Origin of the sequence: Nostoc sp., from assembly GCF_036917775.1 — a bacterium.
GTDB lineage: Bacteria > Cyanobacteriota > Cyanobacteriia > Cyanobacteriales > Nostocaceae > Nostoc.
In genome coordinates this window covers 1-26,452 of sequence record NZ_JBALEQ010000035.1, presented here as the reverse complement: position 1 = coordinate 26,452, position 26,452 = coordinate 1, and the positions used below count along the sequence as shown (strand labels likewise).

Here is a 26,452-nt window from a genome sequence, read left to right as displayed (position 1 = left end):
AAGATATTAAGTAAAAATTCTGTATTTTGGGGTTACACTACCAGTTCACTGTGCCCTCTCATAATGAGTTCTTCGGCAGCTGTGCCATAAAGTTCATTGAGCTTGTGATCATTCATCTCTGTGGTTGCACCATCAAACATCACTTCTCCATCTTTGAGAGCGATCGCTCGATCAAAGTAACTACGCACCATTTGAACCTGATGTAACGAAGCGACTACAGTAATTCCGCTTTGGCGATTTAGCTGCACGAGCAATTCCATAACTTTACGCGCCGATTCAGGATCTAGGGACGCAATGGGTTCGTCTGCGAGGATGATTTTCGCTCCTTGCACTAAACAACGAGCGATCGCAACTCGTTGTTGTTGCCCTCCAGAAAGCATAGATGCCCGTTTATAAGCGTGTTCAAGAATGCCTACCCGCTCTAATGCAGCAAGAGCTTGAACTTTTTCTTCTTTGGTAAATAAATGTAATATTGAACGAAAAATAGACAATCTTGCTAAGTTACCAACAAGAACATTTTCGATAACTGTTAGCCGATTGACTAAATTAAACTGTTGAAATATACAACCTATCTGGCTTCGTAAAGACCTAATTTTAGAGTGAAGTTTCCCACTACTCTGTAGGACTGAACCAAAAATATAAACTGTTCCTCCATCTCCAATGTGCAAGCCATTAATATGCCGTAACAGAGTAGATTTGCCTGAGCCAGATGCACCTATAAGCGCAACCAGTTCTCCCTCATTAATTGTGCAAGATACGTTTTTAAGCGCTGTCTTACCTTTGAAAGTCTTCGAGAGATTACTAACTTCGATAGCCACTGTACTTGCCATTTTTTGACATTTAGATATCTCTAATTAATATTAATAAGGTTTTTTAATTAAGAAATAATTAAGAAAAGGATAATTTATGATTTAATTTTTTAATTATCAATCTAATGAATGAGCCAATTGTGGATGTATACCAATATAATATAAGGCTTATAATAGATAGGCTATCTTACACATTTTAATTAAAATTTAATTAAGAAAAAACTAATTTTTGGAAAAATATAATTAATTCGCTAGGAGTTTAGTAGAGGACGGCGTAAATAAACCACCCATTTCAAATCAATAAAATGCTTATACTGTATACCTCTTTGGCTTTTTATAGAGCCAATTCATGGATTGCCTATATCACAGATGTGGTTTTTCAAATCATCTATATTTGACATTTGCTGTTAATTCATAAGCCCAAGGAAATAAGCTTTTTACTCTACAAAACTTTAACAATATGTTATTAGCTTGATCTTAAATATTTGTTATTTTTGACTGAAAAAGCACAGATAATCCTTAACATACCAATATCTATTTAGTTAAGAATAGGTAAAAAAATGACAATTGTCTTTATTTCAAAACAATCTCTAGATTGTGGTACTTAGTTGTGCTTTGATATTCTTAAAGTTGATTTGAAAAATTTCTATTATAAAAAATTCAACTTTTTCCCATGTAACATTAATATTTCTGAAACAAAGACTAAATTCACAAAATATTTAAATCTTGCTAGTATTTGTGATTTACCAATTAGCAGAAATTTCAATGTTAAAATTTTTTGATCTTTCACTAATTTCTATTACGTGTGAGGTACATTCGTGCAAAAAGTTTGGTTAAATTCTTTGTTATATAGTCCAGCGATTTTAGGCTTATTTATAATTGCAGTGCCAGCAATAGGTTCTGAAGTACCTCTAAATCAAGCACCTGCAAGAAATCAACCATCCAGTTCTAGCAGTGCTGAGAATATCGGACAAGTAACTTCAGTTTCACAGCTTTCTGATGTCAAACCTACAGACTGGGCTTTCCAGGCTTTGCAATCCCTGGTTGAGCGATACGGCTGCATTGCAGGTTATCCTAACCAAACTTATCGGGGTAATCGTGCCTTGACTCGCTATGAGTTTGCTGCTGGTTTGAATGCTTGTTTAGATCAAATAAATCAACTGATAGCTACTAGTACGGTTGATCTGGTGAAAAAAGAAGACCTAGCAACGCTGCAAAAGCTGCAAGAAGAGTATACTGCTGAGTTGCAAACTGTGCGAGGTCAAGTAGATGCTCTAGAAGCTCGTACCGCCACCTTAGAGTCGCAACAATTCTCCACAACTACTCAACTGCGAGGAGAAGCAATTTTTGCACTGGCTGGTGCATTTGGCTCCGATAGAGCAATCAACACCGATGCTCAAAATCGTGGTGATACCAGACCAGAACTCAATGAAAATGTGATTTTTGCCGATCGCGTCCGGTTAAACTTTGATAGTAGCTTTACTGGTAAAGACCGCCTCAGAGTTAGGTTACAAGCGAGAAACATCACTTCATTCAATACAGCAGTGACTGGTACTAACCAAACTCGTTTAGGGTTTGATGGCAATGAATCCAACAATGTCAGTGTATCAGCTCTGTTTTACCGTTTCCCTGTAGGCAACTCCACAACCTTCAACATCGCAACTGAAGGGTTGGAATACATTGATGAAGTACCTGTTCTCAGTCGGAACTTCGATTCTAGTGGTTCAGGTGCGCTATCTCGTTTTGGGCGTTATAACCCAATTTATCGAGCAGCAGAAGGGCCAGGTATCATCATTAATCAAAAGTTCAATGATGCTCTCACCTTAACTGCTGGTTACGTTGTGCCATCGGGTGTTGGTAATGACCCCGCTAACGGTAGAGGCATTTTTAATGGTAGTTACTCTGCATTAGGTCAACTGACCTTCCAACCAACCTCAGAATTAAGTTTGGCTTTTACTTATGTCAACGCCTATTATACTGATGGTAGCGGAGTTACTGGTAGCACTGGTACTAGTTTTGCCAACAACCCATTCAATGGGGCGCGAACTTCTGTAAATAACTATAGTGTGGCTGGAAATTACAAACTTAGTCCTAAGTTTACTATTACAGCTTGGGGCAGCTACGCCAATGCCCAAGCTGAGAATACAGCCGTTGCTAGGAGTAATGCAGAAATTTGGAACTGGGCCGTTCAGCTAGGCTTTCCTGATTTGGGTAGAGAAGGAAATTTTGGCGGTATTGTGTTTGGTGTGCCGCCTTACGTTGCTGACAATCAATTTGTAAATGCTAATAATCGTCGCCAAGACGATGATATTTCCTATCATTTAGAGGCTTTCTATAGATATAAGCTGAATGACAACATTGCTATTACACCAGGATTAATCACCATCTTGAATCCTGAAGGTAATAGCAACAACTCTAATATCTATGTGGGAGTAGTACGTACTACTTTTACTTTCTAACCCAACTTGCTTGTAGTCTTAAGCGATCGCTTGATGGCAAGTGTTCAGGCAGAAATTACTCAAAGACCTTGTTTCTTGCCCATCAATGGTTAATAGTGCTGAGTAAAAGGGCATGAGCAAGTTTTCTTAACCTTTGGATGTTCTAAATTTAACTTGCACAGTGCTTCGACGTAACCTATCCTTACCAAGATTAAGGGTTAATCCTTTACAGGTGATTAATATTGACAAAAATTGGTCAGATGAATTGACCTGTAATTCTGAATCTGGAATCCGAGGCTAATTAATGATTTCACATCAAATGCGGCAAATCTCTGGTGCAATTACTGCTATGCTTTTGGGTTGGGGAATTGGAATTGCGGTAGCAGATACCCCAAAAACACTAACAGTTTATTCAGGGCGGGATGAAGAAATCATGCGTCCCCTGATTGAGAAAGCGAAGAAAGATTTGGGGCTAAATATTGAAGTACGGTATGGTGATTCTACAGAATTAGTGATCGCTCTGATTGAAGAAGGCAAAAATAGCCGTGCTGATATCTTTTATGCTCAGGATGCTGGTTCTTTAGGAGCTATAACCAGAGAAGCAAGGACTTTACCTCTCCCTAACCAATTACTCAACAAAGTTGATCCGCAATTTCGTTCTTCTTCAGGGCAATGGGTTGGCATTTCTGGGAGAGCGCGCGTGATTGACTATAATACTAAGCTTGTCAAAACCAGTGAACTTCCCAAAAGTGTACTGCAACTGAGCGATCGCAAATGGCGCGGTAAAGTCGGCTGGGCCCCTACAAACGGTTCTTTTCTCTCCTTTGTAACTGCAATGCGACTGATGGAGGGCGATCAAAAAACCCTACAGTGGTTGAAAGCTATGAAAGCTAACGGTGTTAAAGCCTACCCTAAAAATAGTGCGATCGTAGAAGCTCTAGGAAAGGGAGAAATCGCTTTGGGATTAGTTAATAACTATTACCTGTATCGGTTTACCAAAACCAATCCCAATTTTCCAGTCGCTATCCATCATACAAAAGGTGATGCAGGAGCTTTGATTAATGTCGCAGGTTTAGCAGTCCTGAAAAGCACTGATCAAAAGAGTGATGCAGAAAAGTTTGTGGCTTATATGCTCAAACCTGAAACCCAACGATTCATCACCGAAAGTTTTTACGAATATCCACTAGTCACAGGTATTGCGGTAGGACAAAAGCAATTACCCCTCAAGCAATTGCAACCGCCCAATATTGATTTAAGTAAATTGTCGGATCTCAAAGGAACAATCTCATTAATTCAACAAGCCGATTTGTTGTAAATAGGCAGGAGGCAAGGGAACAAGAGGACTAATGGCTAAAGGTAGAAAAACTCATCCACCATTATTTTTGATAGTTACAGCTGGATTAATAGCTGTAGCAATCACTCTGCCTTTGACTTATTTAGTTATACGCATGGCTGGTGTTGGTGGAGAGGAATTATTGGCTTTGGTTTTGCGTCCTCGCACACTGATAGTTTTGTTTAATAGCGTTGGTTTGGCTGTAGCTACTACTATACTGACAACTGCGATCGCACTACCATTAGCATTTCTCACGCTGCGGACAGATTTACCTTGGCGGCGATTTTGGCTACTAATAACAACACTACCTTTAGCCATACCTGACTATGTGGGTAGTTTTGCTTTGATTGCTGCTTTTGGCCCGAAAGGTAGCTGGTTGCAACTCTGGCTAGAACCTTTGGGAGTGGAAGCAATACCTGAAATATATGGCTGGACTGGCGCAATTTTGGGGCTGACATTATTTTCCTATCCCTACTTACTGCTGAGTATCCAGGCTGGCTTGCAAGGCATCGATCCCAAAATGGAAGAAGCTGCTAGAAGTTTAGGTTGTAACCAAAGAGAAACTTTTTGGCGCATTACCTTACCTGCGTTACGCCCAGCGATCGTCGCGGGAGGATTGCTAGTGGCTCTCAATGCCTTACAGGATTTTGGCACAACTTCGGTGATGCGGTTTGAGACATTTACGCAAGCAATTTTTTTGCAATACCGATATACATTTGATCGCCATCAGGCGGCGGCGCTGGCTTTGATGCTGGTGAGTTTAGTATTGCTGTTGTTGTGGCTGGAATACAAAATGCGATCGCGGGCTGTTTACTATAGTCGCAGTAATAAGTCCCACCATTCGCCAGTATTGATTCATCTGGGAGTTTGGAAAATACCTGCCATCCTGTTTTGCTTCACCGTCACTAGCTTAGGTTTATTGTTGCCTCTGGCTGTAACTGTGTTCTGGCTGGTGCAAGGTTTAGCCAGCCCACAACCAGAGCAAATTTTTTCTGGTTTACAACTAACACAAATCGCCTGGAACTCAGCCTTAGCTTCGGGATTGGCAGCCCTAACTGCTACCTGTTGCGCTCTGCCAATAGCAATTTTAGCTGTGCGCTTTCCTAGTCGGATCACAACAGCGATCGAACGCTGTAGTTACATTGGCTTTGGTTTACCTGGTATTGTAGTTGCCTTTTCGCTAGTGTTTTGGGGAGCGAATTACCTGCCTTGGTTGTATCAAACCTTGCCTATGCTGATTTTTGCTTATTTAGTGTTGTTCCTTTCCCAGTCAGTGGGAACAGTCAGGGGTTCGCTGCTTCAGGTTAATCCTCAATTAGAAGAATCTGCCCAGAGTTTAAGGAGAAACCCTTGGCAAACCTTCAAAGAAATTACCCTACCACTAGTCACTCCGGGGGTTTTAGGAGGAGCTGCATTAGTTTTTCTGACGGCAATTAAAGAGTTACCTGTTACTTTGCTGTTAGCGCCCATTGGCTTTAATACCCTAGCTACCCAAATTTGGAAAGCAACGGAAAATGTCTCTTACAGTAAAGCGGCGGCGGCGGCATTAATCATGCTGGTAATTTCTATTAGTTCCACATTCTTGGTTTTGTTTCAAAATCGCTATCAAGAACTTGTCCCAGAAGTACGCCGCAGTTTGCAAAGGGAGGTGGATTGAGGGGAGGGAGTTAAACCAATTCGCAATTCGCAATTACTTAGTAAAAAGGCTCAACTACCGAGTAAAAAGGTTCAACTGCCGAGTAAAAAGGTTCAACTGTCGAGTAAAAAGGCTCAACTGTCGAGTAAAAAGGCTCAACTGTCGAGTAAAAAGGCTCAACTGTCGAGTAAAAAGGTTCAACTGTCGAGTAAAAAGGCTCAACTGTCGAGTAAAAAGGCTCAACTGTCGAGTTCAGAGGTGGTAATAAATACAAAACTCACCTTGACAGCACTATCCTTATCTCCCTCATTTCTTCCATCTCCCCCACTCCTTATTTTTAAAACGGAAGGATGACTCAATGGCTGCATCAGCAATTTTACGGTTAGAGAATGTAACCCTCAAATTTGCTCAAATGAATGCTCCGGCGGTGGCTGGGGTGAGTTTGACGTTAGCACCAGGAGATGTTCTGGGGTTATTGGGGCCTTCAGGGTGCGGGAAAACTACTCTCCTTAGAATTATTGCTGGGTTTGAGTCGCCACAGACGGGAACTGTAGAAATTGCTGGACAATTAGTAGCGGGTGATGGTCACTGGATACCGCCAGAGCAACGCAATTTTGGGATGCTGTTTCAAGATTATGCTTTGTTTCCACATTTAACGGTGGCTGAGAATATTAGCTTCGGTTTGCGGCGGATGAAAAAAAGCGATCGCCGCCAAGAAGTTGCAGAATTATTAACATTAGTCAGACTCCCAGGAATAGAAAAGCGCTACCCTCATGAATTATCTGGTGGGCAACAACAACGGGTAGCCCTTGCTCGTGCTTTAGCTCCTCAACCGAAACTTCTATTATTAGATGAACCCCTGAGCAATCTAGACTTACAAGTGCGGCTGAAATTGCGCGAGGAAGTGTTAGGAATTCTCAAAAATAAAGGTATATCAGGTATCTTTGTCACCCACGATCAACAAGAAGCCCTAGCGATCGCTGATCAATTAGCGGTGATGCGGCAAGGCAAATTTGAGCAAATAGACACACCAGAAGCGGTTTATACTCAGCCAGCGTCTCGCTTTGTAGCCGAATTTGTCACCCAAGCCAACTTTTTGCCAGCGCAGTTGCAAGGAAATTGCTGGGCAACCGAAATTGGATGTTTTGCCGTGGAAAGTAAGATTTTTCAAGACAAAGGAGATTTAATGATCCGCGAAGAGGACATTATTTTACACCCAGCTAGTGATGGTGCAATGAAGATTGAGACACGTTTCTTTTTAGGACACGAATATCGATATAGCTTGTATACTCCCTCTGGAAAACAGTTGTATGCACGAACACCAGCCAGCATAGTTTTACCCATTGGTACACAAGTAAATCTGTCAATAGCAAACACAGCCAACTTAAAGTTGTTCAACAATCAACAGTCAACAATCAATAATCAACAGTCAACAATCAACAATTAACAGGAAATATTATGAATTGGGAAATCGTTCTCGCTAGTTTTGCTAGCTCTTTAATTGAATTAGTCGAGATTCTCGGTATAGTCATCGTTGTCGGCAGGTTGGCGGGTTGGCGTAATGCCTTGGTTGGTTCAGGCGGTGGCATTGCCTTGACATTACTGCTATCTCTAGTCTTAGGAAAAAGTTTGACGCTGATCCCTGTAGATATTCTCAGAATTGTGGCAGGAGTTTTACTGCTACTTTTTGGGCAAAAGTGGACGCGATCTATAGTTAGGTATTATGCCGGTCTTCCCAAAAAGCGTAAAGGTGGCGGGGAAGATAGCCTGGAGGAGCAACTAGCAAAAGATGAGAATCAATCTGGCTGGAATTGGTTTGCTGTTGTCACCACTTTTAAGGGTGCGTTGCTGGATAGTGTAGAAGTAGCGATCGCGGTTGTGACTTTGGGTGCTGCCGAAGGTGAATGGCTAGAAGCAATTAGCGGCGCTGGTTTTGCAACATTTGGTTTAGCTGTGTTTGCCTTCTTATTCAGAGCGCCACTCCAGCAAGTACCCGTCAAACCGATGAAATTTGTGGCGGCAATGCTGCTGATGGGATTTGGTGTTTACTGGCTGGGTGCAGGATTGGATGTGGAATGGCCTGGTGGTCACTGGGCAATTATTTGGTTGCCTTTAGCTTGGGGTGTGGGTATGGCGATCGCCTCGGCAATTTGGCGCTGGCAAGTTAGTTTACAAAAACCAGAAGAAGCGATCGGTTAAGTGAAAACTACATTTTTAACATTTCGTCAATCCCAATTACTCTGAAAGTAACCTCACCTTACCCTGCTCTTAACTAGGAAATAGGAATATTGGCTGCGTAGGCAAGAAATTTTGATGTGTGAGAACAGCAAATGCTCAATTTCAAGCGTAAGCGATATCTCCTAATTAGCCTGCTGGTAGCAGTGGCGATTGTAGTAAGCAGTATACAAATAGTTACAGCCCGGCTTGCTACTAGCCGTGTTGGGAATCTACCTGAAGGTGGAGCATTACTACCCACAGGTCAGGTGATCACACCCGCAGCTGCCCCAGGCTCTACCTTTGCACCTCTAGCTACTGGTTTGCGTGCTGATAATAATGCTGATGCGGCTGAAGCTGTGACAACCACTCTCAGCCCCGATGGTAAAACTCTCCTGGTACTAACCAGTGGCTATAACCAGAACTTCAAAAATCAAAATACTGGTGCTAATCTTACCTATCCTGTTTTAGACCCATTAACTGCTAAACCCACTGGTACAACTACCCCTAAAGCTGAATGGGTGTTTGTCTTCGATGTCAGTAGTGGAAAGTTAGTTAAACGCCAACAAATTAATATTCCCAATACCTACAATGGTTTGGCGTGGGCAAAAGATGGCTCACGCTTTTATGTATCCGGTGGTATTGACGATCGCGTTTATGTTTATGCCTCTAACGGTAGCCAATACGTACCCAATGCACCGTTTATTCTCTTAGGTCACAACTCTAACCAAACTGCCCCTTTCCCTATTTACGATGGTGGTTTGTTGAAGGGTACACCTGCTAGTGCTGCCGCTACAGGTGCAGTTGCCGCAGGTCTGGATGTCAGTCAAGATGGCAATACTTTGATAGCTGCTAATTTTGAGAATGACTCCATCTCAGTTGTTGATGCTGCTAACCGTCAGGTACTCCAAGAAATAAAGTTTTTTAGACCAGGCGATAAGATAGCAACTGGGGAATTTCCTTTTGATGTTGCTCTCAAGAGTACAAATAATGGTACAGCCGACAAAGTTTTCGTGAGTAGTCAGCGCGATAACGAAGTAGTAGCTGTTAACATTGCTTCTAAGGGAATTACCCGCATACCTGTAGGTAGCCAACCCAACAAAATCCTACTTTCTGCTGACCAAAATAAACTATATGTAGCTAACGGTAATAGTGACTCAATTTCAGTCATCGATACCAATAGCGATCGCGTTGTTCAGACTATATCTCTGTCTCGACCCAACGATCGATACAAAGGAGCAAATCCCAATTCTGTGGCTCTCAGTCCAGACCAACGTATACTTTACACTACATTAGGTGGTGAAAATGCTGTTGCTGTTGTGGATTTGGGTTCTGGTCGGTTAACTGGACGCATCCCCACTGGCTGGTATCCTAATTCTGTTACTGTCAGTAAAGATGGTAAAAAGCTGTTTGTTGTTAACGCCAAGAGCAATTCCGGCCCCAACCCTTCCAATAACCGCACCACACCCGCAGGACTTGCCCGCAACACTAGCTTTAGAAACGAGTACAACTGGGCTTTAGAAAAAGCTGGCATTGCAGTTATTCCAGTTCCTCAAGGTGGAACTTTAGCTTCACTGTCACAGCAGGTAGATAGAAACAACGGTTTTGATAATCGCCGTCCTGACCGGACAATGAGGTTTTTGCAAGGGAAAATTAAGAACGTTATTTATGTGGTGAAAGAAAACCGCACCTACGACCAAGTTCTGGGTGATTTACCTGTTGGTAACGGCGACCCTGCATTAACTTTATTTCCAGAACCGATTTCACCTAACCATCACAAGCTAGCTCTAGATTTTGTCACCTTTGATAACTTCTACGATTCTGGTGAATCTAGTGGTGTGGGTTGGAACTGGTCTACTTACGGACGGAGTACTGATTACACAGAAAAAACCCAATCGGTACTTTATGGTAATGCTGGATTTAACGGTCTGACCTACGATTATGAAGGTCTTAACCGTAATATCAATATTGCTCTACCACAAACTAACTCTAACGCTTCCCAATTTAATACACGGGTAACAGGAGTGTTTGATGGCTCCGGTAAATCTGCGATTTTACCTGGAAATCAGGATGTCAACGCTCCCGCAGGCGATGGTGAACTATCACCAAATGCTGTTGGTGGTTATCTTTGGGATGCTGCTTTGCGTGCTGGTAAGACTGTACGTAATTACGGTTTCTACGTTGATGGTAACTACAGCACTAGTCAAGCAGACCCCACAAAACCCGATCCCAGCAACCCACTTTACATTCCCATTTCCCCAACTCCTGCGGCTGATAACATCCCTCAAGCTGTAGCAGCAAAAACCGTATTGTTGGATAAAACCGACACTTATTTCCGGGGATATGACCAGAAAGAACCAGATATCTATCTCTACAACGAATTTGCCCGTGATATTGATAGCTATCTGGCGAGAAATACACTGCCTAACTTGACAATGGTACGTCTACCTCACGACCACTTTGGCGATTTTGCCAATGCTGTAGCAGGGGTGAATACTGTTCCACTGCAAATGGCTGATAACGATTATGCTGTCGGCTTGTTGGTAGAGAAAATTTCCAAGTCTCCTGTGTGGAAAGAGACTGCGATCGTTATTGTAGAAGATGATTGCCAAAACGGTCCTGACCATGTTGATAGTCATCGCTCAGTAGCCTATATTATTTCGCCTTACACTAAGCGAAAGGTCGTAGTCAGCACTAACTACAACACTGTTAGCCTGGTGCGGACAATGGAAGATTTACTGAACATTGGTTATTTAGGAATCACTGATGCCAATGCCAAACCAATGTCAGATGCATTCACTAGAGAACCAAACTTTAGCCCCTATAAAGCTGTCGTTCCAGGTAACTTGTGTGCTGATCCTGTAGATCCCAAACTAGTACCAGCTTGCCAAGACAAGAATGTAGAAAAGACAGCAGCTATTCCCTCTCTGCGTAACAAACAGTGGTGGGCGCAAGCAACCCAAGACTTTAACTTTGAAGTTGAAGATAAGTTAGATCCTGAGAAATTCAACCGCGTACTTTGGGCCGGCATTCAAGGCGACAAAGTGCCTTATCCAACAGAGCGTAGCAATGCCGATCTTCGCCAAAATCGCGCGCAGCTACTCGGTAAATTGAGTTTGAGTACAGATAATCTCTCTGCTCAAGCAAACTAATCAGATCAGGCTTGATTCTCCTTAACCTCCTTTTAAAGGAGGCTAGGGAAGCATAGACAATTAGCAATTATATCAAGCCTAATTACATATTTTACGTGAACATTGCTTGTAGAAAATTACCTTGAGGAAAGTTGAGATGAAATTGGTTTCGCAATTGACACTTGCTACTAGTTGTGCCCTAATTTTTGCTGCTACAGGAGCTAATTCTGCATCTGCTGCAATTATTAATTACGCCTTCAGTGTTGATAGTTTTATAACTAAGGGAGAAGGCTTTTTTAGCTACGATGACTCAACTTTTAGTGAGGATAATATTCCGGTAGCAATAGTTAACTTACTAAATTTTCAATTCGATAACGATCCTAACATTTACACCGAAAAGGATGATACTGAATATCCAGGATATCCCATTGTATTTCCAACCACATTCTTAACAGGTATCGAATCTGTTGGATTGCAATATATCTTCCCCGATAAAGCTAATCCTTCAAGCTCAATCACATACGACATTAATGGATATGATTTTGCAATTACTTCTGCCGAGAATATCCAAATTGGCTCAGGTAAAGTTACTTATAGGCAAGTTCCTGAGCCTACAATCTTAGGTGGCAGTTTCATTGCTTGCAGCATTGGCTGGTTCATGAAGAAAAAGTTAACATTAGACAAAAAGGTTAAAGCTTAATCTAAAGTTTGGTTTAACAAAGTAGGGAATATTGTCATTTGTAAAGCATATTCCCTAACTACAAAGACTGTATTGGAAAAACTAGCGAAATTATCCAAGAAGGCAGGAGGCAGATAGCGAAGCGGCAGCGAGTCTTGGAGACGCATTCGCGCTCGCTATCTGTCTCCTTCAAAGGTATCTTTCTGTGCGCGATCGCAAAAGTTTTCAGTCTACTGAATCTAGATGCTGCTGAACGGATGTTGGATAAGCTTCTTTCTGCCTCACCGTCAGGAGAGTGTTGATATAGCATCATTCATGCCTATTCTCTTTTCTTGGTAAAGCCATTAATTTACTAACATAATTAAAGAAGTGCAATGGTAGGTCAAAGCAATTCAAATTATTTCCTCGTAATCAACCCCCTAGATTGCTCCACCAAGCGAATAAACTCACCTCGATAGCCCTCCTGGTCTTCTCCCTTCCCTTGAGTTGCCAATTCCATTACCAAATCATAATTAGCATTCTCCTTATACTCAGAGTCACGCAGCACCATCCCAAAGGTCGCCACCGCCGCAGCAAATCTCAGGTTGGTGGAGGGGTCGGCTCTCAAATCATCATCTTGGATGGTTTGGGTAATTAGTTGACTGGTGTTGTCCTGGGGCAACTTATAGCGCAGTTTTACCTGCATCAATTCATTGCCGCCAGCATCCGCGACAGTTTCAGCAGAACGCTGAAACCGCAATGGGTCTAATGTAGGCAGTTTCACATCGCTCTTCATGCCAGTGGGAATTATTTCATAAAGCGCTGTCACAGAATGACCAGCCCCAATATCACCTGCATCTTTCTTATCGTCATTGAAATCCTGGTTTTGCAGCAAGCGGTTTTCGTAACCAATCAAGCGATATGCCTGAACTTTCGCTGGATTAAACTCCACTTGAATTTTCACATCCTTGGCAATGGTAAACAGAGTTCCCCTCAAATCGTTAACTAAGAGCCTGTCAAGAAACAACTTTTACAATTTATTATCTAGAAAGCTTACTGAGAAGGCATTTCTAGCTCAAAAGAGGCAAGGTTGTTACATGACAAGCTCTAAAACCTTTTTGGCTTCCAATAGGGTATCTATGTAAGCGTAGTTGCCGTTACCCTTATCAGCCAGTTGCTCCATTTTTCCGTCCTTATAGTTGCCAGTACCAAATCCCAACACCGTCAGGAAAATTCCCTGATCTCGCTTCTGTTCAATTAATCGCGTCAGGTCGGCATCACTGGAAACCCCGATATTAAAATCTCCATCGGTAGCTAGAATTACTCTATTATTACCAGACTTAAGGAAGCTTTGTTTAGCTATCTTGTAGGCCAGTTCAATGCCCTGACCGCCAGCAGTGGAGCCTCCAGCCTCTAAGCGGTCAATCGCCGCCAGAATTATTGATTTCTGACTACCAGGAGTAGCAGGTAATACTAATCCAGCATTGCCAGCATAAACTACCAAACTTACCCGGTCTTCAGGACGTAGTTTATTTACCAGCAATTTCAGGGACTGTTGCACCAACGGTAATTTGTTGGGGTCATCCATAGAACCGGAGACATCAATCAGAAATACTAAGTTGCTGGGTGGTAAGGTTTCACTCTCTAAGCGTTTACCTTGCAAACCCACCTGTACCAGCTTGTGTTGAGGATTCCAGGGAGCAGCAGCAACTTCAGTGGTGACAGAAAAAGGGCGATTGTCTTTTGGTTGGGGATAATTGTAGGTAAAATAGTTGATTAGTTCTTCAATTCGCACTGCATCCTTGGGTGGTAATTCTCCTTGAGTAATAAAGCGTCGCACGTTGCTGTAAGCTGCTGTATCTGCATCAATGGAAAAGGTGGAAAGGGGGTCATTACCGACGCGATGAAAGGGATTATCCTCAATTCGGTTGTAGTTTTCTGTATTAAATCTTCTACCTGTTTGTGGCTCTGGGGCAACCCCTCCCCTAATTCCACCAGCTTGGGTTTTAGGTATGTACGCACGGTTAACAACTTGATTCTGCACAGATGAGCCAGACGAAATACTAAGGGATGGAGCCGTAGGTAAGGGTTGAGTCTTTCGGGTAGACTCGTCTTGAGTACGTTCTCTGGGAGCCTGAGTAGGAGTAGAATCTTGCAATTCATCTATCTGACTTCTTAGGGTTGCTAACTCCGGTGCGAATTCGGACTGCAAGCGTTGCAAAGTTTTCATATCCGCTTCGGTAACTATCTTAGGGTCAGTTGCTATTAGCTCATTGCTCCGATTCACACAGGTATTCAAGACTGTGGCAAACTCAGTCCGGGTTATCGCAACTGTACCAAAGTTTTGAACGGAGACGACACAACTATACTTTTGTATAAATGCCTGGAGTGCTTGGTAGTCAGGATGATTAGGTAGAATGGAGGTTGTTGGTGTAGAACTCTTAGGAGTCTGATTGACTGGAACCGCAACCGTACCAGACTGACGTAATGCAATTCCTACTGACGGTATCAATAACAACAGTGCTACAATACTGACTCGCTGCCACATTTTGGACGGAATCGGGTAAGACATGGCTAAATCCTCACACTAAATTTGTGTATTGGCTCAAAACCTCGTGGGATGTGTGGAAGCTTTGTCTCTTTAGACTAGTAGTTCGCCAAGTGAACTTGGCGGGGTAAAGGGGAAGGGGGAAGGGGGAAGGGGTAAAAGGTTTAAATCCCTTACCCTTTACCCAGTTCTCACTTAGCATTTTTGGGCTGGCAGACTACTAGGGTTGCTGACATTTGAAGTTTCCACTTACCTAGAATAGTCTTGAGTAGCCTGGGATTTCATAACCGTTGCAGTTTTGGTAACTGTAGTTGATCGAATCCCTTTGCACACATGGCACTGCCTCAAAATTTACGTGCTGGCAGACGCGATTTTAACAAATTCTCGCCCCTGGTCATCAGCGACTATTTCCCCAGGCGTTGCCAATATCGCTTCAAGTGCGACAATCTTTTTAATTAAGCGTCCCCCGTCATCTTGCTCAACCAATTCTGGGGTTATGCTCATGCCATAAGTGTCTTGTATGAATTCTTGATTAAATCGAAAAAACTGTCCAGTCTTAGTACAATTTGATTAGACATAGGTAAGCGTGATCTTCCATGACTCCAGCAACCGATATTCGTAGAAGAGCGATCGAACTGATTGAGCAGTTGTCAGAAGAGCGGTTAACTGCGGTAGTTCAATTATTAGAGTTTCTGTCTGAACCCTCTAAGTTTGCTGTATCCAATCCGATTGAGTTAGCCCTGGTTGAAGTCATCCAACGTCGTCTGGCTCCGAATGAGCAGAAACGATTAGAAGAATTACGCAAACGCGGTGAGTGGGGAGAACTCACCGACATGGAACATGAAGAATTGATTACTTATGAGGATCAGCTAGAACATTGGAGGGTAGAACGTCTGGAAGCTCTTATGGAATTAGCAAGGCTAAGGAATATGGATTTGCTGACCTTGAATCGTCAATTTGTCTCGGAATCTCAGTTATTCCATGCCGTTTGAATCTGAGAGAGTATCTGCTGCAATGCGACGAACAGTAGCCAGTAGAGCCAAAAATCTCTGTGAATATTGCCGATGTCCAGAAGAATTTTCTCCTGACAGCTTCACTATAGAACACATCAAACCCCGTCAGGCAGGTGGAGAAACGATTGTAGAAAATTTAGCTTGGTCGTGTTATGGCTGCAATGGTCGAAAGCATACCAAAACCAGCCATTGCGATCCAGAAACAAAACTTGAGGTTGCACTGTTTCATCCTCGTCAGCAGCTTTGGTCAGAGCATTTTAGCTGGAACGATGATTTATACACAGGTTATTGGTAAAACTTCCTGTGGTCGAGCAACAGTGTCAGCTCTGCAATTAAATCGGGTTGGAGTCGTTAACTTGCGTCGCCTTTTGACCTCGGCGGGACTGCATCCACCGCCATAAATATGTTGGTAGTGGTAAATATCTAGCTCGCCAGCCGCAAACAGAGGCTAAAAATGCTTTTAAAAACCTCTTAGTAAGAAACTTTAGAACTTAGGTTTTTACTTGGGTTGCCACAATGGAGTTATATCAAGGTTTTCAGCAGCAGAGACGGTATTTCTAACCTACATTGGTACGGTTTACACCCCTTCAGCTTTTGTAAAGTCATCGTAACATTTATTTATATAAAACAATATTTGCTTAATTTAGCAAACTCAAATAAAAGCTATGAACCAACCCATTGAATTATCTTTAGAACAAGAATTTAGCCTGAGAACTTTTTCTGATCAAGTGGAGCAAATGTCCCGTGAACAAGCTCAAGAGTTTTTGCAGATGCTGTATAAGCAGATGATGATAAGGGAAAAGACTTACCAGGAATTGCTCAAACATCAGTGGGAAGTTGGTTCAGGTTCAATCTTGGGCTAAAACAAACCTTGCTTCCGTTAATTTAAGGGACTCAGAAGATAACGAACAGACAATTGTTCTTTTCAATGGCTTGGCAATAGAGATTATTTGCTCCAAACTGGGAAACTGAACAATAACAGACTCACATTTGCGGTTTTGATGGAACAATGAACTACTTTAACCTACACAGCTTCTAGCCAATCGCACACCACAGACGTACACCCGCGATCCATTGTTAACCCAAACCTGCCATTGCCCTAAGCAGCCCTTCCAGTAAGGCTCACCATCAGCAACGCCGATTGCATCACCAAGCTGGGAAACCAAATGTTGGTGGAACTGTCCAACACTGTCGAGTCCAAGGCGCATTTTCCGCTTCAGCCCATTAAGCCAAGGACTTCAGGATTTTCCTGGGTAAATGTTTGGGGAATTAAGATGCACTAGTACTGCAAGGCGGAATTAAAAATTAAAAATTAATACAGCGCAAGCGTTTCATTGGTTTGAAATGGTTGGTTTATTTCCTCTGTGTTGTACTAGTAATTTAAAGGTGTAATTTTTCCAGATAATAAATCAAAAAAGGCTTGCGTTTTAATTTTTTCATCCTTAGATATAGGCTTGTTATTACTTTGATTATACATCTGTTGTTTTTTTAGGTGTTCCTCTCTTTTTGAGAAGGTATATTTATCGCAGAACTTAAGACTATTGAAGGTATCTAGATTAGTAGGTAGTTTGGGTAAAAGTTCTACAAAATCTTTTTTCCTCACAAGAATAAGGCTTTCATCATAATAAGGTTTATCCGAATTTCTCTTTCGACCCCAGAAGTCATTGTAACTTGTTCGCTCTATATCATAATAGCCTTTTTCAACAGGGCAGGCTACATATTCACCTAAATCAATAAAAACTGGAACATCAGGATTAACAACAATACTAATCGGTAATGATAGTGTTTTTCTGATTACACTAATCTGAGAATATCCTACTAACTCAAAGTAAATATTACTATCCATATCCACAACATAAATCGGTTGTTCGTCTTGCTCTCTTAACTGATTTTCCCATCCACTATGTACACAATTATTACTAGCATTGACTACCCAAATTAATTTGGAATTATTACTAGTGTAAAATACCTCTCTTTGTTTAATTTCCTCTACACTTAAGTTGGAATGTTGAAATTCAACGATTAAATTATTTATTTTAATGTCTGCACGATGCTTAATTCCATCTTTCTGTAGTACTACTTCTCGAAATTCTAAAGGAAATAAACTCTGCCATTCTAAATGCCAAGCTGTCATTTCATACCATTGATCGCATTCTATAAGAGACTTATGTGACCAATGATGAACTTTTATCTTCCCGCACTTAGCTATTACCTTTCCGTTGCAGCAGGGGCAAGTAGCCTTGATGTTAGGCTTTGGTAGTACTTTATTTCCTAACTCATCTATAGCGTAAAACATAAATATCCCTGCTTTTTCATACAGTTCACCTCATCCACTCAACCCAATCAGGTGCGATCCCGGCCAACTCCCAAAACATCTGCGGTTCCAACTCTTCAAACGCCAGCATCACCCCCAACGCTGCTCACTGGTGAGGCGAGAGAGAAATTCTTTGACAGCTTCCACACCAGACTCTAGCCGTTCCATGAACCCAGCAGCGTAAGATTTGACCTGCTGCCATCAAGAACCACTGGGGTTTTCCTGTCAATCTCTGCAATTAATTGGATAAGCTTTGTGAGAGCATGACCTACGCCGCCACCAACCAATCGCACACTACAGACGTACACCCCGTGGCAAAGTTAACCCAAACCTGCCACTGCCCCAAATACCCATTCCAGTAAGGCTCCCCATCAGCAACGCCGACAGCCTCGCCAACCTTGGAGATTAACTCGTTGATTAACTCTTTGTAGGAAGAGCCAATACTGTCCAAGCCTTGCTGCAATTTCAGCTTCAGCCCCTTCCATCTTTGGGTAACAGGACTTTCCACTGACGTGAGTGTTTGAGGAATATCCTGGGATTGGGTGTCAATGACTGGTGTAATTGTACTTATATTATTGCTGACTGACACCAACTCATTTTGAAATAATTCATCTCGATTTAACCACTGCCCGAAAATCGAATCACGCTGATCGTTAGGGGCAACAAACTGGTAAACGCACTCCCGGTTTTCACGCTTACCCAACCGACCAACGTAATCTAACTTCAAATCAATCTTCGCAAGTAGTTTCTGTGCGATCGCTATGGGAGTAAATTTTTCCGAAATGGTGACGTTTAAACAAGTTTTGATGAGATACCGATTCTTCATCGCCGCCTTCTTCAACTCCTGCATTGCCTCGTCAGAAGAGCGTAACCGAACGCCTGGCGTAAGCAACTGCAACAACTTCAGTCTCTCCAATAATAAGACAGCCGGCAACATCTGCCCCTTGTTAAAATCCGGTTTCCAAATCGAATTCTGCCCCAATTCTAATTGCGCCTTAGCCCGTTTCGCATCACGGTTCGTCAAAAACTCTCGTCCCAGTGTCAAATAATAGTGCATCCGCAGTTGAGGATACCAGCCGTCGTCATCTTTCTCGACCAAATCAGGGTTTACGTCAATTTCATAGCGACGGGATAATTCGGCTTTGCGTTGCTGGTGTCGCTCGGTTTTCGTTTTCGCCCTTGTGTCTTGCAGCTTCTTGAGTTCGGCATCAGAGATGGTTGGAGAATCCGCGATCGCTTGACACTCAGCAGCATACAATTCCTGACTTGCCGCCTTAACCGACTCGATTACAGCCCCACTCTCATCATCGTCAGCATCCTCGGCATCAATAATGGTGTACCCATCCTCGACTAAACCCGCAAGAACAGACTCTCGATAGCGCCGCATTTCTACGTTGATGACAGAACCACGCTTACCCCAAGTCTGCAATGACTCCGGCTGAAAATTCTGGTCAACGTAGCTGTAATCATCATTATCCGCCGCCGACAACAGCGCAATATTGGCTTGTGTTGCGACGTGTTGACTTCTGAGCAATCCTCCTATCGTTGTGGAACCATTGCCCACAACCGACATTCCCCACTCTCTGACCCAAATGTGACGGTCAACAGTTTCCCTAACCCTTGCCAACATCTGACGCACGGAGTTAACCGGCTGCACCCCCTGAAAAATCCCCCATACACCATCAAAATGTCCTCGAATGTCGATGCTGACCCCAGTTTCTAAACTTGGAGAAGCGATAACCAAATCATACTGGGTCAGAATCTCGTTCAAGTGAGCGATACAACCAAACGCAGCATGAGAGGGGTCTGCAACAGATTCGCTGTCTATTCTCAGAATTCGCAATTCTGGGTATTTCCGGCGAAAACGTTCCTCCAAAGCTTGGGTTCCCCATTTTGACTTGGCTTTCTGAGCAGAGCAACAGAGTAAATAATGCCCCTCTTTGGCAATAGCTTTGTCCAATGCCGCAATCAAATTCTTCGGGTTACTGCCAGAGTAGTTGTAACAGTTGCCAGCTACATGCCGATAATTGTTGACGATTACAAACGGGTTGACACGATATTCCCCAGCGAGTGATAAAACATACTTCACATCAGTATCTGACACATCGGCACTTGAGAGATAAATCTTTCCCTGACTGCTGCCCAAAACATTCTGTACCAGTTGTTTGAGGTTTTTGAGAACGGATACCCGACGTTTAGCAACCTCCGTACCAGAGTTGAGCAAATGCCAGAATACTTGGTCGCACTCGTCAATAATAATCACATCATTTGACCAGTCATTGGGGTTGAATCGCGCTTGACTTTCTTGATGTAGCGAATCAACGCACACCCCGTATCCTAATAATGTGCCTGTTTCGGAAGTGTGGACTTCGGTAACATAGTTAACACCAAACCGATTACATAGTGCTTCACCCAATTGGATACGATGGGTAATTATTAATACCCGTCTCTCTTGGTCGTGTGCTTTTGCCACCTCGGTTGCCAGCCATTCGGTTTTACCTGTTCCTTTGGGAGCTTTGAGGATAATCAGTTTTTCGCCTTCGGGTACGAGAAGTTGTCCGAGGAATCTTTGGTTGAGTGCGATCGCTGGAGGATAAGTCAGCAAAGTAAACAGCTTAATCTCCCACAATTCCAATGCAACAGCTGTGTTGTAGAGCGCATCAAATGCCGACTGCCCTTTGGCAACGATAAAATCATCAACCCCTTTCTCTGCCCCGAATGGTAAATCAATCACCCGCAGCGAACAGCCCTCATTTACCAGCAGCCGTCCCATGCGACTGATAGCGGTTCTGACTCGCTGGACTGTCTCAGATTTATTGTCCTGGTCAAAGCAAATATTAACCTGTCTCCCCTGTGTTGCAAAATGTTTCAAGTCGGGAATGAGGTTTGGCTTCCCGATGGCAGTACCGTACTCATCTTGGGGTGTGCGGTATCCAGCGTTTACTCCCGGAATAGCGATCGCTGCATAACCAGCAGTCAGTAATGCCCCCGCTTTCTTGACACCTTCCACGATTGTCACTGGTACATTATGCTTCCATACCCAGTGCCAGAAACCGCCAGGGTGCTGCAAGTCTTCTTCGGTGATGGGAATGCCACTACGGTTAGAGACTTTCACCCAAATACGATTCGGGACTAAGAGGAAGAAAGCGCGTGTCTCTTCTCGAAATGGATGCTCGTACTTGATGAACTTGTGGATCTTCTGGCGATCTCTTCGGGGATGGTCGGGTTTGAAACAGCCCCACATCATCAGAACGTAGTTGTTGAGAGGGTCAACGCCATTGCACCACCAGCCGCCTAACTCAATGTGCTGGTATTTTTTCAAGTCCCTGTCTCTGAGCCGCCCATCGTTGCGACGGGAGATTTTGGGACTGTAGAGCAAGTATTCGTAAGGTAAACTCCCAGAGAGGGAACGCACATTCAGAGCAATGATTTCTTCGTCAACGCCACTATTTAACCATTCTTGTTGATGTTTAGCTTGAGAATCGGTTTCGATTATATTCATATCCCCTCCAGTATTTTGAAGCAATGCAAAGCTTGGGGTATTGAGTCATACCGCCTTTTAGGTGAGTTACGTAGACACGAGTTAAAGAAGCGTGGTTTTAAGAGAAGCAATCAACAGGACTTGTATTGGTAGTTGTTTTTTTCGTCCTGCTGACTGCTTTTTAACCAGATTAAGTAGTACTAATGAACTAAGGAACTGTCATTTTACATAATCACTGGCTTTGTCAGAATCATCTCCCACCTCCGGTATGTGGTCGGAAGGTGAGATTGATTCGGGTGCTAACCACTTTGTTGGTCTTAGGAACCTGATGCAGATGTGTAGACTGACAGCCTGGGTGCATCACAAGTAGACTGCCGTGTTCCAACCAGAAATCTGTTGCTTTGCCATTTCTCGGTTTGATTTGAAATTTGCGACATGAACCCAGGCTTACCGATGCGATTGCAGGGTTAGATCCCATCGATGCTTCATTGTCGGAATGCCACCCGATTGAATCAGTCCCCGTGCGGTATTGATTGCCGATGACAATGCGGAACTTATAACCAGTTAATGCAGTTATGCGATCGCGCAAGTTAGCCAGATTGTCTGTCCAAGTCAGGGGTTTCAAAAACACGCTGTTGGAATAGAGGTAATCGCAGCCGTAGTCCCCGTAAATGCACTCCAGGCGGGGGACAGGCATTGTTTTACCCATGATTCTGATTTGATTCTGTTGCCACTCCAGTTTCAAGGAGTGTTGGTAAAGTTCGTTTGCCTGTTCAAGGTTTAAGAAATCGGGATAGTAAGTAATGGGTAAAACTGGGGTTGATTCAGCGAATAAATTTAGTTGTTGCATGGTAGTTTTCTGCAATTAAAAACGTGTGCTGAAGCAGTTGTTTTTAGTTTTAGTTGCTGGAGAATACTTCACGTTTCTTGAGATACTTGCTCCCAATACTCAATGACAAAATCATGGGCTTGCTGTAACACTTGAGGGAGTAAAAATAAGGGGACTTCCCAAGCCGCAATCACACTACCAGCAAAACATTCTGCAAGTTCAATCCGAATACATTCTGGTAAATTGCTCTCTAAAAACTTGAGTGAATGATCCTCGTTTTCTGGTAGTTGAACAAAAAAATAATCGTCGTGCATGATATCAGCAACAAGACCATATTTTTCTGCCAAGGTTTTTCGTAGAGTGTTCATAATGAAAGGTTGATTTAGGTAGGGAATTATTGAGAAATGACTTTTACTATTTCGGGCAACCACCGCAGTTGAAAAACAGTTTGGTTTGAAGATTTGGCGACTGCGGGAACCATGCGACCCCATTGCTTACCAGATTCAGTAGGACGATAGGGAATTTTCTTGTCATCAGTTCTGTATTGCAGTCCCGAATTTAGTAAGCAGTGGTTAACTGCCCGTGCAGACATTCCTACTACCTCACCGATTTGTGTTGGGTTGAGAAATACGTCCTCTGCAACATTCGTTTGAGCGATGGCAGTTTTTAGTTCATCTGCTGCGGGTTTGAGTGCGGGATTAACTCTGGTCGCGGCATTAACTGCTAACTGAGCGGTGAGGGATTTGTCTAGTCCTGCAAATTCCCCCAACATCATTGCCAACTGTGCAGCTTCATGGGACGGAGCTAATGTATGTGGTGGTTCTTGCTGTAATACTTGCTCTACTTGGGTTGAGAGCATCACTTTCATTAAAGTTCTATTAGCCCAGATGCGGAATTCGACAGAAACCCATCGAGCTAAATCAATGGCGATTTCTGGGTGAATCCAAGTGCTTTGCTCACTTCCGTATCCCTGGATATCTATCACCAATAACGATATGAGGATCTTCATATCGTTAGAAAGTGCTTGCAAATACTGCTTTGTAGACTTGAGCTTTGTGTAATCAGCTAAGAATTTCCCGTTAGCTTTGCACATTTGACTTGCATTCACGTAGCCCTTGGGTACAGCATATTTACCTATTTCCCCATCTTGAGGCATTTGATTAATTTCTGAGTCGTGCCAAAAATGTGTCAACATGATTCATTCCCTGGGTATTGAACAAATAATTGATTCAGGCATTCACACGCACCAAACTTTTCTCACCAACTAATGAGAAACGATTCGATATAGTTGGTGTATTAATTAACGTTGGCGACATCAATTCAACAAGGTAAAACCAAGAATTATGCACCAGCGCTATCCCTAGAATCAGCCGTTGTTTTGTTCCCTTGTCGTGAGAGCAGAGGATCACTCTTTCACCCAGAACAAAAGTAGGTTTTGGCACAGTAATGGCTTCTAATTCTCCAGTGCCGATGATTTGGTTCTGTGTAGCGTGGAGTATTTCTTTTCCGCAATCAATTGAATAAATCCAACATTCGTGTTTCCATTGCATCCCACAGCAATAGCCGAATGTTCTCGTGGTTCTGAGGTATACCCTCTCCAATAAATTAACTGCAACAGGTGGAATTGTTTGTCCCCAAGGTGGAGAGATATACCAACTGGTTTTCAGTGCGTTAATGTGGTCAATCATGCTTGTCTCCCAACAGTATTGAAGAATGTTCTTTGACAATTCGAGCGCTGATAGATTCAAAGTCCACTTGAAAGATGTTCATATCTGTGGACATTTCTCCAGTGTTGTAGCGGTCTACTATGTGCTGTTTAATTGCGGATTGGTTCAGCCCATCAGGGATATCGATGTGTGCTTCACTGATGATTTTTTCGACTACTGTGACAATGACTTTCATGGCTAATTCCTATCTGATTAATTGAGGATTCAGAAGTAAAATTATTCTGAACCCTGACTTCTGATTTACACTGCCCCAGTCTTTACTGCTTGCAACTGTTGCATCCATGCGTTGATTGCCGTTAATTCATCAGCACCATTACCAACAGCATCAACAACCTGCTTTTGATACAAAGATTCGGCATGATTTGGATACTCGCACTTGTCTGCTGCCCAAGCTAAACACATTGTTTTTACCAGTTCATTAATCTTGCTGATATCAAGTAAACTTGGGCGGTCAACATCCTGAAATTGCAACCACTCTTTGACTAAATCAAGGGGATAATCAAGCAAAGTGCGAATGTTTTTGATTCGTAAATCTTGAGGATGTACTGGTTGAGGTACTACGCTAAGTTTTGGTGTGGATAGAATAGTTGAGGATGTGCCACCTAAGCGGGATTGAATGTCACGAATGATAGTTGCCCAATCCAAATCTCTACTCCATTCTCTGTAAATCTTGGTTTTGCTTGCAGCATCGTAAAGATTACAAAAAACCGTGTTCTCGTCGCCAGCAGTAGCAACGATAATCAGTGGTTTGGAGAAATCTTGGATTAATGAGGCAGCTAAAAGGAAGCTTTTAGCAAAATTGGTTTCAATGCCAGTTCTCACTACATAAAGTTCATCGGCACTGACAACAATATCGAGTTTGAGATTGTCCTTGCCTTTAAATTCTTTAGTGGTCAATCGCAGTTCTGATAAGTATCCAGTTAATGCTCTTTGAGTAACAGGTATTTTCTTATCCTGACTGATATTAACCTTGTACCAAACGAATGATTCCCCGTCTACTTCCCCCTGATTGACAAATAAATAGATGGGTTCGGGAGGGTTGCATAAACCTAGTTTGATTTCAGTAGTCATGTTTAACCTCGGTTAATGTTTCATTGATTAGTGTTTCGTGTGCAATAATGGGAATTCTGTAGCGGAAGAGAAACTTCCGTGCGTTCACCTGAAGTAATGGCATTCCTTTAGGTGAACGCTTTTGTACTAATTAGAAAGTTCTTGATTCCGCTCTAGCTCCCATTGCAGATAGGTGAGTGCAGTGCTAGCATCGCCAATGTTTAAATCAGGTTGATATCCCGACTCCAGTAGTTGTTTGTAATCTGGGTGCGTAGCAATAAGAGATGTCAGAGTTTGGGCTTGTTCAACTAATCGGTGCAGATTTGGGTTAGACATTTCTATGCCAAGCCTGGAACATAAATCTTCTGCTTTCACACCCCTGATTCCTGGCTCAATCTCGGTTTCTAACTCTTCAAGTAGAGATTGGAAATTCGGGTGTTCATCGTTAATTTCAATCTCAAATAAATCTGCACACTTTGTAACAGTAGTTGCCCAATCGGGTAAAGTCTGTGCAATGGTCTTCGCGTAAAGTTTCATAATTGGTTCCTCTCTGATTAAGAGCTAAAAATCCTTGGCAATCTCCAACAAAAAGCCGCGTCCAGTGTTCTGTACTTGCACCAGTTCTTTATCCAGCAGAGTTTGAATAACTGAATCGGAGAATTGGAATTGCAAACGGTGCAGAGGAACACAACCACCGCAAAGTCGAATCGAACGCAGCAAATGATTTGCTCTACGCTCAAAGTCGTTGTTTGCTTCCTTAGCCATTGTTTGCACCTCTGGTTAATACGGTTAACTGTCGGTTGAGAATGCTTATCTGTTGTTGATAAAAGTCAATCTCTGCGGTAATTTGCTGAAATAATTCTTCTGGTGTGAGCGGTTGAATTTGCTCTTCTTTCAAGTACGATATTTCATCAGAATTCTTGTTAGGCATCAGCACATAGCGCCAACCATCATCAAATTGTTCAGCCAACTCTGTGCCAGATGGGTAGTAGTAAAGTCCTAAAATTGTGCCTTGTTCTGTGCGCTGCTCCAAACCAAAGCGAGGGTAGTCCCAGTGTTGGGGAATGGATATTGTGGGTTGCATTGATTTAATGGGGGATTGGTGAATAAATAATTAGGGAAAAGGGGAAGGGGTAAGGGGGAAAGGAATGAAGAAATTTCCCCTTTCCCTTTAACCTGGAGTTTAGACTAAGCCATGCAAAATGACCCAGCAGGGCTGAGTTAATCAGAGACTTAGCAAAAGTATGAATAATCTTAGGTATTAAACAGCA

The 26,452-nt window shown here is 42.8% G+C and carries 26 protein-coding genes; 10 read left to right on the top strand and 16 right to left on the bottom strand.

Features of this window, described 5'->3' with window-relative positions; translation table 11 throughout:
• Positions 1-32: 32 nt before the first annotated feature.
• On the bottom strand, positions 33-830 hold the full coding sequence (gene phnC, locus V7K69_RS06180) for a phosphonate ABC transporter ATP-binding protein (RefSeq protein ID WP_335032354.1): 798 nt from the start codon (positions 828-830) through the stop codon (positions 33-35).
• Positions 831-1,627: 797 nt separating this feature from the next.
• Between phnC and V7K69_RS06175 the strand changes: the two genes are divergently transcribed.
• The 7 genes from V7K69_RS06175 to V7K69_RS06145 all read left to right on the top strand — a co-directional run bounded on the left by V7K69_RS06175 (position 1,628) and on the right by V7K69_RS06145 (position 12,261).
• Positions 1,628-3,268 (top strand): iron uptake porin, encoded by a 1,641-nt coding sequence (locus V7K69_RS06175; protein WP_335032352.1) that lies wholly within the window; start codon positions 1,628-1,630, stop codon positions 3,266-3,268.
• Between the two features lie 283 nt (positions 3,269-3,551).
• Positions 3,552-4,562, top strand: a complete 1,011-nt coding sequence (locus V7K69_RS06170; RefSeq protein WP_185586578.1) for an iron ABC transporter substrate-binding protein — start codon at positions 3,552-3,554, stop codon at positions 4,560-4,562.
• Between the two features lie 31 nt (positions 4,563-4,593).
• Complete coding sequence (locus tag V7K69_RS06165) at positions 4,594-6,237, top strand: ABC transporter permease (protein ID WP_335032349.1); 1,644 nt, start codon at positions 4,594-4,596, stop codon at positions 6,235-6,237.
• 337 nt (positions 6,238-6,574) lie between these two features.
• Complete coding sequence (locus tag V7K69_RS06160) at positions 6,575-7,663, top strand: ABC transporter ATP-binding protein (RefSeq protein WP_335032347.1); 1,089 nt, start codon at positions 6,575-6,577, stop codon at positions 7,661-7,663.
• 11 nt (positions 7,664-7,674) lie between these two features.
• The gene (locus tag V7K69_RS06155) at positions 7,675-8,415 is read left to right on the top strand and encodes a COG4280 domain-containing protein (protein ID WP_335032345.1); all 741 of its coding nucleotides are present in this window, start codon (positions 7,675-7,677) and stop codon (positions 8,413-8,415) included.
• 131 nt (positions 8,416-8,546) lie between these two features.
• Complete coding sequence (locus V7K69_RS06150; RefSeq protein ID WP_335032343.1) at positions 8,547-11,582, top strand: beta-propeller fold lactonase family protein; 3,036 nt, start codon at positions 8,547-8,549, stop codon at positions 11,580-11,582.
• A gap of 136 nt (positions 11,583-11,718) precedes the next feature.
• Complete coding sequence (locus tag V7K69_RS06145) at positions 11,719-12,261, top strand: PEP-CTERM sorting domain-containing protein (protein WP_335032341.1); 543 nt, start codon at positions 11,719-11,721, stop codon at positions 12,259-12,261.
• Between the two features lie 376 nt (positions 12,262-12,637).
• On the opposite strand, the gene V7K69_RS32900 is transcribed toward V7K69_RS06145, so the two are convergent.
• The 3 genes from V7K69_RS32900 to V7K69_RS06135 form a co-directional block, all read right to left on the bottom strand.
• Complete coding sequence (locus V7K69_RS32900; RefSeq protein WP_442936124.1) at positions 12,638-13,246, bottom strand: YfbK domain-containing protein; 609 nt, start codon at positions 13,244-13,246, stop codon at positions 12,638-12,640.
• Positions 13,247-13,312: 66 nt separating this feature from the next.
• Positions 13,313-14,791 carry a VWA domain-containing protein gene (locus V7K69_RS06140; protein ID WP_442936123.1) on the bottom strand — a complete coding sequence of 493 codons (1,479 nt, stop codon included), beginning with the start codon at positions 14,789-14,791 and terminating at the stop codon, positions 13,313-13,315.
• Between the two features lie 327 nt (positions 14,792-15,118).
• Positions 15,119-15,271, bottom strand: coding sequence for a hypothetical protein (locus V7K69_RS06135; protein ID WP_335032339.1), 153 nt, complete (start codon positions 15,269-15,271; stop codon positions 15,119-15,121).
• 92 nt (positions 15,272-15,363) lie between these two features.
• Between V7K69_RS06135 and V7K69_RS06130 the strand changes: the two genes are divergently transcribed.
• The 3 genes from V7K69_RS06130 (at position 15,364) to V7K69_RS06120 (ending at position 16,643) form a co-directional block, all read left to right on the top strand.
• Positions 15,364-15,759: a hypothetical protein gene (locus V7K69_RS06130; protein WP_335032337.1), complete on the top strand. Its 396-nt coding sequence runs from the start codon at positions 15,364-15,366 to the stop codon at positions 15,757-15,759.
• Entirely contained in the window at positions 15,749-16,075 is a 327-nt protein-coding gene (locus V7K69_RS06125; protein ID WP_335032335.1) for an HNH endonuclease, read from the top strand. The genes V7K69_RS06130 and V7K69_RS06125 overlap by 11 nt, the downstream gene beginning before the upstream one ends.
• Positions 16,076-16,445: 370 nt before the next feature.
• On the top strand, positions 16,446-16,643 hold the full coding sequence (locus tag V7K69_RS06120) for an NblA/ycf18 family protein (RefSeq protein ID WP_335032333.1): 198 nt from the start codon (positions 16,446-16,448) through the stop codon (positions 16,641-16,643).
• 156 nt (positions 16,644-16,799) lie between these two features.
• On the opposite strand, the gene V7K69_RS06115 is transcribed toward V7K69_RS06120, so the two are convergent.
• From V7K69_RS06115 to V7K69_RS06060, 12 genes are all read right to left on the bottom strand, one after another.
• A complete protein-coding gene (locus V7K69_RS06115; RefSeq protein WP_335032331.1) occupies positions 16,800-16,988 on the bottom strand; it encodes a hypothetical protein in 189 nt (62 codons plus the stop codon).
• A gap of 164 nt (positions 16,989-17,152) precedes the next feature.
• Positions 17,153-18,076, bottom strand: a complete 924-nt coding sequence (locus V7K69_RS06110; RefSeq protein ID WP_335032329.1) for a competence protein CoiA — start codon at positions 18,074-18,076, stop codon at positions 17,153-17,155.
• Positions 18,077-18,362: 286 nt separating this feature from the next.
• Positions 18,363-21,596 (bottom strand): plasmid replication protein, CyRepA1 family, encoded by a 3,234-nt coding sequence (locus V7K69_RS06105; RefSeq protein ID WP_335032327.1) that lies wholly within the window; start codon positions 21,594-21,596, stop codon positions 18,363-18,365.
• Positions 21,597-21,825: 229 nt separating this feature from the next.
• On the bottom strand, positions 21,826-22,425 hold the full coding sequence (locus V7K69_RS06100; RefSeq protein WP_335032325.1) for an alpha-ketoglutarate-dependent dioxygenase AlkB family protein: 600 nt from the start codon (positions 22,423-22,425) through the stop codon (positions 21,826-21,828).
• Positions 22,426-22,493: 68 nt separating this feature from the next.
• The gene (locus V7K69_RS06095) at positions 22,494-22,772 is read right to left on the bottom strand and encodes a hypothetical protein (RefSeq protein ID WP_152590947.1); all 279 of its coding nucleotides are present in this window, start codon (positions 22,770-22,772) and stop codon (positions 22,494-22,496) included.
• 26 nt (positions 22,773-22,798) lie between these two features.
• A complete protein-coding gene (locus V7K69_RS06090; RefSeq protein WP_335032323.1) occupies positions 22,799-23,599 on the bottom strand; it encodes a KilA-N domain-containing protein in 801 nt (266 codons plus the stop codon).
• A gap of 34 nt (positions 23,600-23,633) precedes the next feature.
• A complete protein-coding gene (locus V7K69_RS06085) occupies positions 23,634-24,092 on the bottom strand; it encodes a DUF1392 domain-containing protein (RefSeq protein ID WP_335032321.1) in 459 nt (152 codons plus the stop codon).
• Positions 24,085-24,306, bottom strand: coding sequence for a hypothetical protein (locus V7K69_RS06080; protein ID WP_335032319.1), 222 nt, complete (start codon positions 24,304-24,306; stop codon positions 24,085-24,087). Before V7K69_RS06080 ends, V7K69_RS06085 begins: the two co-directional genes overlap by 8 nt.
• A gap of 65 nt (positions 24,307-24,371) precedes the next feature.
• Complete coding sequence (locus V7K69_RS06075) at positions 24,372-25,202, bottom strand: hypothetical protein (RefSeq protein WP_335032317.1); 831 nt, start codon at positions 25,200-25,202, stop codon at positions 24,372-24,374.
• Positions 25,203-25,328: 126 nt separating this feature from the next.
• Positions 25,329-25,718, bottom strand: coding sequence for a hypothetical protein (locus V7K69_RS06070; RefSeq protein WP_335032315.1), 390 nt, complete (start codon positions 25,716-25,718; stop codon positions 25,329-25,331).
• A gap of 24 nt (positions 25,719-25,742) precedes the next feature.
• Positions 25,743-25,946: a hypothetical protein gene (locus V7K69_RS06065; protein ID WP_335032313.1), complete on the bottom strand. Its 204-nt coding sequence runs from the start codon at positions 25,944-25,946 to the stop codon at positions 25,743-25,745.
• Complete coding sequence (locus tag V7K69_RS06060) at positions 25,939-26,265, bottom strand: hypothetical protein (protein WP_335032311.1); 327 nt, start codon at positions 26,263-26,265, stop codon at positions 25,939-25,941. Before V7K69_RS06060 ends, V7K69_RS06065 begins: the two co-directional genes overlap by 8 nt.
• Positions 26,266-26,452 lie beyond the last annotated feature (187 nt).